The organism is Saccharothrix tamanrassetensis (assembly GCF_014203665.1).
In the GTDB taxonomy this organism is placed as follows: Bacteria; Actinomycetota; Actinomycetes; order Mycobacteriales; family Pseudonocardiaceae; genus Actinosynnema; species Actinosynnema tamanrassetense.
Window position 1 is genome coordinate 752,696 of the sequence record NZ_JACHJN010000002.1, and the last position, 12,498, is coordinate 765,193.

Below are 12,498 nucleotides of genomic sequence, written 5' to 3' on the forward strand. Positions count from 1 at the left end.
TCTGCGCGGTCACTGGATCGCGGCAGATCTCGTGGAGTGTCCTCACCGGCCCCCGCGAAGCCGAGGCTGTGCCGCGACGGTAGCACGGCGTCTCAATTGGCTGGACTCACGCTGGCAGCCGCTCACGCTTCCCGGTTCGCAGGTAGGCCCACGCGCGCTCACGGATTTGGGGCGCCCTGTGCATCAGCCCGCCCGCCGGCCGACCACCCGCCGGCCGACCACCCGCCGGCCGACCACCCGCTGGCTGCCTTCACCCGCTGGCTGCCTTCACCCGTCGCCGGTTCGCCCACCGGCGAGTCGCCCGCCGGCCGACTTCATCCGCCTCCGGTTCGCCTGCCGGCCGACTTCATCCGCGTCGGTTCGCCCGCCGCCGGCTCGCGTGCTGCACGAGCCCGCCCGCCACCCACGCCAGGTCACGCGCCGCCAGTTCGCGCGTTGCACCGGCTCGCGGGTGCTACACCAGTTCGAGGGCTGGTTCGAGCGGCGGTCTGGTGCGGGCTCGCTTGTGGCTTGATAGTGGCTCGCTCGTCGCTTGCGGCTCGTGGTCGGAATCGATGGCGGTTGGACGTCGGGGCGGTTCGGAGCGGAAGCGGAAGCGGGAGCGGGAGCGGGAGCGGGAGCGGGAGCGGGAGCGGGAGCGGGAGCGGGAGCGGGAGCGGAAGTTGGAGTCGGAGTTGGAGCGGGCCGCCTTGCCGCTGCCGTTCTATCTAGGCTCATGCTTTGAGAGCCGTGTCGGGTTGTCACGGGCAGGCCGAAGTACCTGGACGAGTGACCTGTGCACGACTGAACTACTCGGCTGAAGCAACTCCGCGCAACGAAGGGTGCGGGACCTGGGTCAGCGGCGGGCGGCTGCTGCCAGGCGGTAGGCCTCTACGGTCCTCTCGGCGGTCTTGCGCCAGGTGAACTCCGACGCGTGTGCCCGCCGAGCAGCCTGGTCCGCCGGAGTGGGCGGCTCGTCCACGGCGTCCTGCAACGCCTGACCCAGAGCCTCCGCATCACCGACGGGCACGTGCACCGCGTGGCCGCCGGCGACCTCGCGCAAAGCGGGAACGTCGGTGCACACCACCGGAACGTTGCACGCCAGGGCCTCCAGCACGGGCAGGCCGAAGCCCTCGTCGCGGGACGGCAGCACGAGCGTCGCGGCGCCTGCCACGACGCTCCGCAGGTCCACGTCGTTCAGGTACCCGGTCCGCAGCACGCGACCGTCGACACCCGCCCGACCGGGACCGGCCAGTACCAGCGGCGGCAGGGCGGGGTTCGCGGCGTGGGCGTCCAGCAGGGTCCGCATGCCCTTGCGCGGACCGTCCGCCCCCACGAACAGCAGGTACTCGCCGGGCAACCCCAGCCGGGCGCGCAAACCGTCGGACGGCGGGCGGGCGGCGAACCAGGCCGGGTCCACGCCCAGCGGTGTCACGATGATCTTGTCGGGGTCCACCTCGAAGCGGTCCACCACCACGTTGGCGACCGCCTGGGTCGGGGTGCAGACGATGTCCGCCTTCAGCGCCGACCTCCGGACCAGTTCGGGGAGCCTGCGGTCGGACGGGGGCAAATCCTGTGGCCGGTCGATGAAGGCCAGGTCGTGGATGGTGGTCACGCCGCCCGCCCGGATGGTCGGCGGCAGGACGAAGTTGGTGGCGTGCATGACGTCCGTCGGTCCGGCCAGGAACTCCACCGGCGGGAACGGAACCCTCAGCCAGAACTGGCGCAGCAGGCGCGCCGACACCGGCAGCCCCCGTGCCACCACTTCATGCGGCAGCACGGTGCGCAGCGCGCGCCAGCCGCGCAGCGTGAACGCCACCGCGCGCACGTCCACGACGTCGGTCATCGACGCCAGTTCCTCGGCCAGCGCGGACGTGTAGCGGCCGATTCCGGTGCGGTGCCCCAACAGGGGCGTGCCGTCGATCAGGACTTTGAGCGGTTTAGCCATGGCCGCGCAGTTTCTTCAGCACACGGCCGGTGGCGCGCTTGGCGACTTCGGTGGCTCCGCCCTGGTTGAGGTATTCGCGGACCAGCTGCACGTCCCGTTGCAGCTTCTCGCGACGGCCCAGCGGCCGGTTGCGGACCATCGGGGCGATGCCGGTCAGTCGGTCGGTCGCCGGCCTGGGGCTGCGGCAGAAGTCGACCAGCGGCGCCAGGGCCGCCTCCCACGTGAAGCGTTCCCGGACGCCTGCGATGCGTTCGCTGCACCCGGCGGCGAACTCCTCGTCGTACAGGACCTTTTCCAACGCCCGGGCCAGCGCCACCGGGTCCTCGGACGGCACGACCACGCCCAGGCCCTCGCGGGACACCAGGTCTGCGAACGAGTCGCCGTCCGTGGTCACGATCGGCAGCCCGGACCACAGGTAGTCCAGCACCCTCGTCCGGAACGCGAACGTGGTCTCCACGTGCTCGTAGTGCGTGGTGACACCGCAGTCCGCGTCCAGCAGCCAGTTCTGCCGGTCCTGGTAGGGCACCCAGGTCTCGTTGAAGAACACCTGCGACCCGACCAGCCCGAGGCGCTTGGCCAACGCCCTGGTCCGGCCGGCGATGTCCATGTCCGGCACCTCGGGGTTGGGGTGCTTCATGCCGAGGAACACCAGGCGCGCGTCCGGGTGGTCGGCGCGCAGGCGGTCCATGGCGTGGATCAGGGTCAGCGGGTCGAACCAGCTGTAGACGCCGCCCGCCCAGAGCACCACCTTGTCGTCGGCGTCGATCCCCAGGGTGTCGCGCAGGCCGGGGCCGGTGCGCTGGGGCGGCTTGCCGGACAGTCCGAACGGCGCAACCGCCAGCAGTGACTTGACGGTGGGGTCGGTGTCGTAGAGCGCGGGCGTGAGGCGGCCCATGGATGCCAGGTGCCCCAACCAGAAGTGCCGCTGCCGTTCGGACGCGCAGAGGAAGAAGTCGCCGCGCCGCAACTGGTTGTTGAGCACCCGCGTCACGCCGATGAGGTCCTTCTCGCGCTGCTCGTCGGTGTCGTCGCGGCCCTGCTCCAGCAGTTCCAGGTGCATCGGGTCGTAGATGTCGCAGACCACGATCTTGGTGGACTCCGGCGTCTTCAGCTGCGGGGCGAACTCCAACGCGTGGCCCTGCAGCACGATCACGTCCGCCCACACCAGGTGCGGGTCGATGTCGCGCGGTCGGACGCCCAGCACGTCGAACGGGGCGTCCGGTGGCGTGCACAACGGGTTGAGGGTGACCAGGCGGACGTCGTGCTCGTCGGACAGCACGTCGGCCATGTTCCACGCGCGGATCGCCGGGCCGGCCATCTTCTCGGAGATGGCGTCACCGGTCATGATCAGGATGCGGCGCGGCCGGCCGTACAGCTCCTCGATGCCGAAGACGTCCACCAGCACGTCGTGCGCGGCGAGGTAGCGCTCCAGCGGGTACGCGGGCTCCAGGGCCTTGCGCATCAACGGGACGAGGTCGGCGTCCGATATCCGGCGGGCGGCCTGCTCGACCTCGCGCGACTCGTTCAGCGAGGGCAGCAGTTCCACGAACTGGTCGATCGCCAGGAACCCGGCCAACGCCTGGCGCGACACCGGCACGGGCGCGGCGTCGGCGGCCGGGTCGGCGGGCCTGCGGGTGATCTCCAGCTGGGTCGGGTCGATCTCGCCGCGCGCGGTCGCCCGGCGGACCACCAGTGCCAGTGCGGCGGGCAGCGCCTTGGCCAGGGTCTCGTCCGAGACGTTCTTGTACAGGGCGGCGAGCGCGTTGCGCTCCAGCAGGAACAGCTCACGGCTGGTGTCCACAGTGGACATCGAGGCGTGGTGCTTGTGGTAGGTCAGCGAGGTCGGCTCGTAGCGGACCCGCCAGCCGCGCAGGTTCAGCCGCCAGCCGAGGTCCACGTCCTCGTAGAACATGAAGAAGCGCTCGTCGAACCCGCCCAGCTCGCGGAACAGCTGCGCGCGGACCAGCAGGGCGGAGCCGGTGCCGAACAGCACGTCGCGCGGCACGTCGTGGGAGCCGTCGTCGGGCTGCCCGGCGTGCCGCTTGTAACCCATGCCGAACCAGGTCAGGCCGCCGTCCACGAAGTCGATCGCGCGGCCGTCCCAGTCCAGCACCTTGCTGGCGACCGCGCCCACGGTCGGCTCGGCGCGCAGCACGCGGACCGCCGCGCGCACCCAGTCCGGGTGGGGGCGGGCGTCGTTGTTGAGGAACGCCAGCACCGAGCCGGTGGCGTGCCCGGCCCCCAGGTTGCAGCCGCCGGCGAAGCCCAGGTTGTCCGGCGAGTCGATCACCTCGGCCTGCGGCACGGCGGCCCGGATGCGGTCCGCACCGCCGTCGCCCGAGGCGTTGTCCACGCAGATGACCTGGAGTTTCTCCGCCGGATAGGACAGGTCGGCGTACAAGGCGCGCAGGCAGGTGATGGTGTCGTCGGCGCCGCGGTGGTTCACCACGATCACGGACACGTCCGGCAGGCTCGCTCGCTCCACGGGCTAAGCCTGCCTCATGGTGGTCCCGGGTGTTCGACGAAGGTGCCCTATGACCCGGATTCGGCCCCCGGGACGTCCTCGGCACCGGCCTTGCCCTCCTCGCCGGCACCCGCCTTGTCGGCCTCGCCGGCACCGGCCTTGACCGGCTCGTCCTCGGCCGGCGGCGAGGGCAGGCTGTCCCGCTGCCACTCGACGGTGATCTTGATGTGCGCCTCGGCGGTGGACTTGGCGATGGCCAGCGCCGCGCTGGAGCTGGCCTTGAGCCCGATCTCCACCGCCACCTTGTCCGGCCTGGGGTCGGGCATGCTGCCGATCTTCGCGGCCACCGACCTGGCGACCTTCCTGGCCCGGTCGATGCCCGCTTCGAGCGTCTCGTCCATCTTCTCCACGGCGGCGTCCCAGCGCCGCCCGGCGCGGACCGGGCCGTCGTAGTCCTCGTCCAGCTCGAACGGCACCAGGTCGCCGTCCTCGGTGCGCACCTCGACGTACTCGGCCACGTCACTCCTCTCGACAGACCGGGCCCTCGAACGACCCGGTGGGCACATCGCGGTCATCCTGGTCGAACCGGCTGCGGGCGACCACGCCGCACAGCGCCGCCACCCACTCGGCGGGGTCGCCGGACTCCAGCCCGCCGTGCTCGTCGCCGGCGTTCGGGTAGCCCGGCACCGCCGGGTCGGGCAGGCGGGTCACCCGGCGGTCGCTGCGGCCCAGCAGGCGCGGTGCGCCCCACATCAGGTTCCGCTCCCACAGCTGCACGGCGGTGCCGCCGCCCGCCGCGTCCCACGGCTCGTTGCCCGCCAGCGTGATCTCCAGCCGGTCCTCGTCGCGGAACCGCAGCCGCTCGACGGTCACGTTGTCCGGCACCGGCAGCCGGTCCACCTCGCCGTGCTCGACGAGGTCCACGATCACCACCGACCGGCCCTGCCGCACGGCCAGCAGCTCGCCGTCCTCCTCCGCGACGGGCGCCGGTCCGTCGGCGGCTTCGGCGAGCGCGAAGTCCGAGCCGGGCACCTCCAGCCCGGTGGCCACGGTGTACCGGCGCAAACGCTTGTCAGGCGTCAGGGCTGCGATTTCGTCCTCATCGACACCGACCAGCCCGGGGTAGCCGTACGGACCCGCGGGCACGGTGAACGGCGTGCCGGCCGGCTTCCCGGTCCGCGCCTCCCACACGCTCACGTCGTGCACCCGCCGCACCAGCAGCCGGTGGTCGTCCAGGAACTGCGGCGCCGCGAACGCCTGCTCCGCCTCGGTGGGCGCGGGGCCGGGCGCGGTGAGCCCGCCCAGCGGAGCGAGGTCGGGCAGGTTCCACAGCGTGACGCGGTGGACGTCCTCGCGGGTGGCGAGCGTCCGCGAGTCGGGGGAGAACGCGTACGAGGTACTCGGGGCCTTCCGGGGGCGTTCGCCGATCCGCCCGGTCCTGGTCCGGCCTTCCCGGCTCCACGCCTCGACGCGGCCGTCGGCGAACAGCAGCACGACGTGCGCCCCGTCCGGCGTGAACGAGGCTTCCTCGGCGTCGGCCAGTGCCCGGTCCAGGTCGTCCGGCGGCGGAACGCGCAGCACGATCGCCGTGCCGCGCTCGTCCAGCACCACCCGCGTCACACCGGAGGGCTCCAGCACGACGTGCTCCACCGAGGTGCCCCTCGGGGCCTGGACGCGGCGGAGGTCGCCGATGGGGCCGACGCGGAGCAGCCCCGGTTGCAGCTCGGTGTTGCCGAGCAGCGCGACCGCACGGCCGTCCGGGCTGAACTCGCCGGATCGGCACCCGTTGGCGACCGTGTCGACCTCGGCCAACGTCGCGCCGCTGAAGAACCCGGTCATCCGCAGCACGTTGTCGGCGCACCGCGTCACGGTCGGCTCCGGGCGTCCCGGCACGACCTCGAACGTCTCGACGGGAAGGTCCCGCCCGCCCGCGACGGACTGCTTGCCCTCGTGGTGGATCACGACCTCGCCGGTGGGCAGCACGCCGCCCAGCATGACCGCGCCTTCGGGGGCCTGGCGGTTGTAGAACAGCTTGCCGGGCAACGGGATCTTGCGTTCCCCGCCCTGGAGGTCGAGCAGGGTGACCTCGGTCGCGTCCAACCTGCCGTACGCGATCCAGCGGCCCGTCGCGTCGGCCCGCACCAGGTCGGCGTCGAGCTCGCGGACGGAACGGCCGGTGCGCGCGTCCCACACGGTGACGTCGCCCTGACCGGCGTTGGTGATGAGCAGGTCGTCACCCGCCCAGACCCGCTCGCCGGCGGCAGGTATGTCCAGTGTGGACGGTGTGTCGGTGGTGACGTCCCAGATTTCGGAGCGGTTCTCCGCCGCATAACGGGCGATCCGAGTCCCGCTCGGGTTGAGCTTCGCGTCACCGGTCAGCACCACGCTCGCGAAGCGCAGGTCCCGTGACCAGGTGCGCAGCAGGCCCCTGGTGTCCAGGCGGTCGGCGGTGCGGAACGCGCGCAGCGTGTTGACCAGCCGGTCGGGCATCGAGCTGCCGCGGCCCAGCAGGGCGTCGGCGGCGCGGTCGGCGGCCACTTCGCCCTCTTGGCCGATGAACCGGGTCACGGCATAGGTCAGCGAGATCGTCAGGCTGATCACCATGCCGATCGCCAGCGTGCGAAGCGCGATGCGGCGGAGGTTCCCGGCGGCGCTGGCCGTGATGAACGAACGCTGCTCGGCGGTCGGCTCGTGCTCCTTGGCCATCTCGACGGCCTTGCGCAAGGCCTTGCCGCGTAACAGGAGCGCGCGTTCCCTGGTGTCGACCCAACGGCGGGTGACGCGCTCGACCTCGTCCTGCCACAGCCGGAACTCGCGGTCCTCCTCCACCCACTGCCGCAGCCGCGCCCAGTGCCGCACCAGGGCTTCGTGCACCAGCTCCACCGTGGACGGTCCGAGCGTGACCAGCCTGGTGCGGGCCAGCTCCGACGCGATCGGCCCCAGCCGGTCCGGCGGCACGGCCCGGCGCACGAAACCGCCGGACTCCAGCGGGCTGACCAGCTGGGTGAGCACCCGCCGGAGTTCGACCGGGTCGAAGCGCTCCGAGATGTGCTCGGCGTAGGTGGACACCGCGCCCGCCACACCGCCCAGGTCCCGGTACGCCCGGTGGGTCAGGACGCCGCGCTCCTGGCGCTCCCACAGCAGCGTGAGCGTGAACTCCAGCAGCGGCAGCGGGTTGCGCTCGTCCGCCAGGTCGTCCAGCAGCGCATCGGCCAGCCCTTCCTGCAGGACGGGCATTCCGGCCTGGCGCAACGGCCCTTCGACGGCATCGCGGAGCTCCGGCGTGCTCGGCGCGCCGATGGTCGCCGTGTAGCCGGCCACCGCGCTGAACCGGGCGTCACCCAGCAGGCGGTGCAACGGGTCGCTGGTGGTGGTCACCACCAGGTCGATCCGCGGTGTCCGGGTCTGGACGGCCTCGAGCAGCTCCTCCAGCAGGTCGGCCGCCTCGTCCGGCCGCTGCGCCAAGGCTTCGTCGAACTGGTCGACCACCACGGTCAGGCGGCTCGGCGCACGGCGCACCAGCACGCGGTTCAGGGCGTCCTCGGCGTGTCCCGGCGTGACGTCCACGTCCAGCGCGGCGGACAGCGCCGCCCACGGCGTGCTGCCGGTGGCGGGCCGGAACACCACCTTCTCCGCGTCGAGCCTCGGCAGGAGACCCGCCAGCACCAGCGACGACTTGCCGCAGCCGGACGGCCCGGTGACCACCAGCACGCCGTCGCGGTCCAGCCGCCCGGTCAACTCGTCGGCGCGCTGTCCCCGGCCGAAGAAGTACTCGGCGTCCTGCGGCCGGAACGGCTCCAGGCCGCGGAACGGCGAGGGCTGCGCCGCGGTGGCGGCCAGTTCGGGCCACGCGTCGTGCAGCGCGGCACCGGACAGCGCGTAGCCGATGCGGTGCTCGCGGCGCGCCTCCACCTCCACCACCATGCCGACCACCGCGCCGAGGTCGTCGTCGATGACCGGGCTGCCGCTGAAGCCCTGGAGCATCGGCAGGCCGTGCGCGCGGTCGTCCTCGATGTGGATCCGGCCGCCCGCGATCGCGCCCCGCACCACGCCCTGCGACCACACGCCGTCGGGGCGGTTCGCGGGCACGCCGAACGTCCGCACCCGGTGGTCGCGGATGCCGTCGTGGGCGACCACCCGGACGGCGCGGGCCCGCGCCGGAGTCGCCGCCAGGCGGAGACCGGCGACGTCCAGCTCGTCGGAGCGGTACTCCACGCGGGCCGTGGTGCGTTCGCCCAGCAGCGGGAAGTCGACCTCCACCTCGTCCGCGCCGACCAGGTGCGCGCAGGTGAGCACCAGGTCGGCGGCCACCAGCACGCCGATCCCGAACGGCTCGCCGTCCCGGAACACCCGGACCACTGCCCGCTCGGCGAGTTCCACACATCCCCCTATCGGCTCAACCGGCTACCGGCCCGCCCAGTCCCGCCACACGGCGGCGCGGGACACCTTCGCACGGCGGCCGATCACGATCCGCTGGACCAGCGTCACGGGCAGCCGGACCACGACCTCGGCCAGCACTCGGAGGCGCAGCGGGAGCCGGAAGTTCCCCGGCTTCGGCCCGCGCCGGGTGGGCAGCACGGCGGTGAGCGCGGCGAACCTGGCCAGCTGGGTGACCGCCACCCGGGCCGGGGCGCAGCGGATCAGCATGAGCAGCCGGTTGCGCTCGTTCCAGCGGTGGAACCGGCGGGAGCCGGGGTCGGTGCTCGCGCCGTGCCGGTGGCGGACGCGCGCCCGGCCCACCGGGACGACCCGGTGGCCGGCCAGCCGCAGCCGCCAGGCCGTGTCGGTGTCCTCGTAGTAGCAGAAGAAGCCCGCCGGGACGCCGCCGTTGGCCTTGAGGACCCGGGTGCGCAGCAGGGCCGCGCCGCCGCAGAAACCGAACACCTCACGCCCGGCGAGCACCAGGTCCGCGCCGTGGCCGTCGGCGGTCAGCGCCACGCCCACCGATTGGGTCGAACCGTCGGCCAGCAGCAGGGCGGACGTGGCGGCGGCGGCATCCGGGGTCGCGCCGAGGGCGTCTTCGAGGGAGGCGAGCCAGCCGTCGGCCGGGACGGCGTCGTCGTTCAGCCAGGCGGTGTACTCGGTGTCGATCAGCGGCAGGACGGCGGCCAGCGCGCCCGCGTAGCCCCGGTTCCGGGCCAGTCGCACGGTCCGGGGTGCGCTGGGGTGGGCCGCGATCAGCTCGGCGGTGCCGTCGTCCGAGGCGTTGTCCAGCACGAGCGCGCGGTGCGGGCGTTGGCGGGCGAGCGCGTCCAGGCACGCGGTGATGTGGTCACGGCCGCGCCACGTCACCACGACCACCGTCGTGCTGGGGATCGACACGGCGTGAGACGGTACGCGACGTGCCCAACCTGGTTGTGCTGACCGAGCAGTTGCTGGCCCCGGTGCCCGGCGGGACCGGCCGGTACACCCGTGAGCTGACCGCCGCGCTGGCCGCGACCGCCCCCGCCGGGTGGGAGGTCACGGGTGTCGTGAGCAGGCAGTCGGACGTGAGCGCGGCGGCGGTGCCGGGGGTTTCGGGTCCTCGGGTGCTGCCGCTGCCCCGGCGGGCGCTGATCGCCGCTTGGGAGCACGGGATCCCGTACTGGCCCGGCGGCGACGCCGTGCACGCGCCCACGCCGCTCGCGCCGCCCCGTGGCCGGGTGGTGGTGACCGTGCACGACGTAGTGCCGTGGACGCACCCCGAAACCCTGACCTCCCGTGGCGCGCTGTGGCACCGGAAGGTGATCACCCGGGCCGTGTCGCGGGCCGCCGCGATCGTGGTGCCGACCCACGCCGTGGCCGATGAGCTGCGGCGATACGCACCCGGACCGGTGCCGGTGAAGGTCGTGCACAACGGTGTGACGGAGTTCCCGGCGGAGGAACCCGTCCCCGACCTGCCCGCCCGCTACGTGCTGGCGGTGGGCACGATCGAGCCGCGCAAGGGGTTCGGCGAGCTGGTGGCCGCGACCGCCGAGGTCGACGTGCCGCTGGTGGTCGTCGGGCCGCAGGGCTGGGGCGGGGTGGACCTGCGCGCGCCGCACGTCCGGCTGCTCGGACGGCTGAGCGACCCGCGGCTGGCCCACGTGCTGCGGCGGGCGGCGGTGCTGGCCGCACCGAGCCTCGCCGAGGGGTTCGGGCTGCCCGTGGTGGAAGCCATGGCGGCGGGCGTCCCGGTGATCCATTCGGACGCGCCGGCACTGGTCGAAGTGGCTGCCGGGGCTGGGCTGGTCGTCCCCCGCGGCAACCGCGCGGCGCTGGTCGCCGCACTGCGCTCGGTGCTGTCGGATACCGCCGTAGCGCAACGCGTAGTCGCTTCAGGTTTAACCCGCGCACAACACTTCACCTGGGAAAACGCGGCGCGGGAGGTGTGGTCGACGCACCTTTCGCTCGGACGGCGGCATCCCGTTTGAGCCATTCCCCGGCAACCGCCGAGTCGCCACCCGTACTCTTCCACGCGTGTCATCCGTCGAACCCAGCGTGCTGATCGACGCCACCGCCGTGCCGACGGACCGGGGTGGCGTCGGGCGGTACGTGGACTCGCTGGTGGCGGCGCTGGACGCGGACGGGGTCCGGCTGAGCGTGGTGTGCCAGCCCCGTGACGCCGAACTGTACGGCCGGGTCGCGCCCAGCTCGCGGATCGTCACCGCCGCCGACGCGGTGGCCACCCGCACCGCGCGGCTGACCTGGGAGCAGACCTCGTTGCCGCGGCTGGCCACCCGGCTGGGCGTGCAGGTCGTGCACTCGCCGCACTACACCGTGCCGCTGGCGAACCGGGTGGCGTCCGTGGTGACGCTGCACGACGCGACGTTCTTCACCGACGCCGTGCTGCACTCGTCGGTGAAGGCGCGGTTCTTCCGGTCGTGGACGCGGGCTTCGCTGCGCCGGGCGGCGCTGTGCATCGTGCCGAGCCGGGCCACGGCGGACGAGTTGGCGCGGGTCGCCGGCGCGGACCGGCGCTCGCTGCACATCGCGCAGCACGGCGTGGACACCGAGCGGTTCCACCCGCCGACACCGGACGAGGTGGCGGTGGTGCGGCGGTCGCTGTCGCTGGGCGACGCGCCGTACGTCGCCTTCCTGGGTGCGCTGGAGCCCCGCAAGAACGTGCCGGCGCTCATCCGCGGGTTCGCGCAGGCCTGCCGGGGGCGGGTCGACCCGCCGACGCTGGTGCTGGCCGGGCAGCCGGGGTGGGACAGCCAGGTGGAGCGGGCGCTGGACGCGGTGCCGCACCGGATCCGCGTGATCCGGGCGGGCTACCTGCCGTTCGGGCAGCTCGCGGGCTTCCTGGGCGGCGCCGAGGTGGTGGCGTACCCGTCGTTGGGCGAGGGGTTCGGGCTGCCCGTGCTGGAGGCGATGGCCTGCGGCGCGGCGGTGCTGACCACCCGCCGGCTGAGCCTGCCCGAGGTGGGCGGCGACGCGGTCGCGTACTGCGGGGTCGGCGCGGGCGACATCGCGGCGGCGCTGGGCGAGCTGCTCGACGACCCGGCCCGGCGGGACGAGCTGGCGAGCGCGGCGCTGGTGCGGGCCAAGGACTTCTCCTGGTCGACCTCGGCGGCCCGGCACCGGCTGGCGTACGAGCGGGCCGTGCGCGTGCACCGCCGCTGATCTCCACTCTCGTGCGATCTTCCTTCTTTCCTGGGTGCTTAACATACCCCTAGGGGGTATTGTTTCCGCCATGAACGACGCATCGTGGAAGACCGCCGCCTCGGCCACCCTGCACTGCCTCACCGGCTGCGCCATCGGCGAAGTCCTCGGCATGGTCATCGGCACCGCCCTGGGCCTGCCCAACTGGGGCACCATCGTGCTCGCGGTGGTCCTGGCCTTCTTCTTCGGCTACGCGCTCACCCTGCGCGGCGTGCTGAAGGCGGGCGTCGGGTTCCGCGCGGCGCTGAAGACCGCACTGGCCGCCGACACGGTGTCGATCGCGGTCATGGAGATCGTGGACAACGCGGTGATGGTCGTCGTGCCGGGCGCGATGGAGGCCGGGTTGGCGAGTTGGCTGTTCTGGGGCGCGCTGGCGTTCTCGTTGGCGGTGGCGTTCGTGCTGACCGTGCCGGTCAACCGGTGGCTCATCGCACGCGGCAGGGGACACGCCGTCGTGCACCACGTCCACCACCACTAGGGTGGC

General features: G+C 73.0%; 8 protein-coding genes. 3 read left to right on the forward strand and 5 right to left on the reverse strand.

The features are described 5' to 3' along the window. Window positions 1-835: 835 nt before the first annotated feature. The 5 genes from FHS29_RS08485 to FHS29_RS08505 are packed head-to-tail and all read right to left on the reverse strand — an operon-like array spanning window position 836 to window position 9,707. Complete coding sequence (locus FHS29_RS08485) at window positions 836-1,927, reverse strand: glycosyltransferase family 4 protein (RefSeq protein ID WP_184689789.1); 1,092 nt, start codon at window positions 1,925-1,927, stop codon at window positions 836-838. After that, window positions 1,920-4,412 carry a glycosyltransferase gene (locus tag FHS29_RS08490; RefSeq protein WP_184689791.1) on the reverse strand — a complete coding sequence of 831 codons (2,493 nt, stop codon included), beginning with the start codon at window positions 4,410-4,412 and terminating at the stop codon, window positions 1,920-1,922. Before FHS29_RS08490 ends, FHS29_RS08485 begins: the two co-directional genes overlap by 8 nt. A 47-nt stretch (window positions 4,413-4,459) precedes the next feature. After that, window positions 4,460-4,909 (reverse strand): CU044_2847 family protein, encoded by a 450-nt coding sequence (locus FHS29_RS08495; protein WP_312864819.1) that lies wholly within the window; start codon window positions 4,907-4,909, stop codon window positions 4,460-4,462. Window position 4,910: 1 nt separating this feature from the next. Beyond that, window positions 4,911-8,771 (reverse strand): serine protease, encoded by a 3,861-nt coding sequence (locus FHS29_RS08500; RefSeq protein ID WP_184689793.1) that lies wholly within the window; start codon window positions 8,769-8,771, stop codon window positions 4,911-4,913. A 24-nt stretch (window positions 8,772-8,795) separates the two neighbouring features. Next, window positions 8,796-9,707 carry a glycosyltransferase family 2 protein gene (locus FHS29_RS08505; protein WP_312864836.1) on the reverse strand — a complete coding sequence of 304 codons (912 nt, stop codon included), beginning with the start codon at window positions 9,705-9,707 and terminating at the stop codon, window positions 8,796-8,798. Between the two features lie 26 nt (window positions 9,708-9,733). Between FHS29_RS08505 and FHS29_RS08510 the strand changes: the two genes are divergently transcribed. The 3 genes from FHS29_RS08510 to FHS29_RS08520 all read left to right on the forward strand — a co-directional run bounded on the left by FHS29_RS08510 (window position 9,734) and on the right by FHS29_RS08520 (window position 12,492). After that, entirely contained in the window at window positions 9,734-10,783 is a 1,050-nt protein-coding gene (locus FHS29_RS08510; RefSeq protein WP_184689795.1) for a glycosyltransferase family 4 protein, read from the forward strand. Between the two features lie 67 nt (window positions 10,784-10,850). Continuing rightward, complete coding sequence (locus tag FHS29_RS08515; RefSeq protein ID WP_184690106.1) at window positions 10,851-11,975, forward strand: glycosyltransferase family 4 protein; 1,125 nt, start codon at window positions 10,851-10,853, stop codon at window positions 11,973-11,975. 70 nt (window positions 11,976-12,045) lie between these two features. Next, window positions 12,046-12,492, forward strand: coding sequence for a DUF4396 domain-containing protein (locus tag FHS29_RS08520; RefSeq protein ID WP_184689797.1), 447 nt, complete (start codon window positions 12,046-12,048; stop codon window positions 12,490-12,492). The last annotated feature ends 6 nt before the right edge of the window (window positions 12,493-12,498 follow it).

Coding starts and splice junctions, on each gene's coding strand:
- FHS29_RS08485 (WP_184689789.1), bottom strand. CDS start 1,927: ATGGCTAAACCGCTCAAAGTCCTGATCGACGGCACGCCCCTGTTGGGG.
- FHS29_RS08520 (WP_184689797.1), top strand. CDS start 12,046: ATGAACGACGCATCGTGGAAGACCGCCGCCTCGGCCACCCTGCACTGC.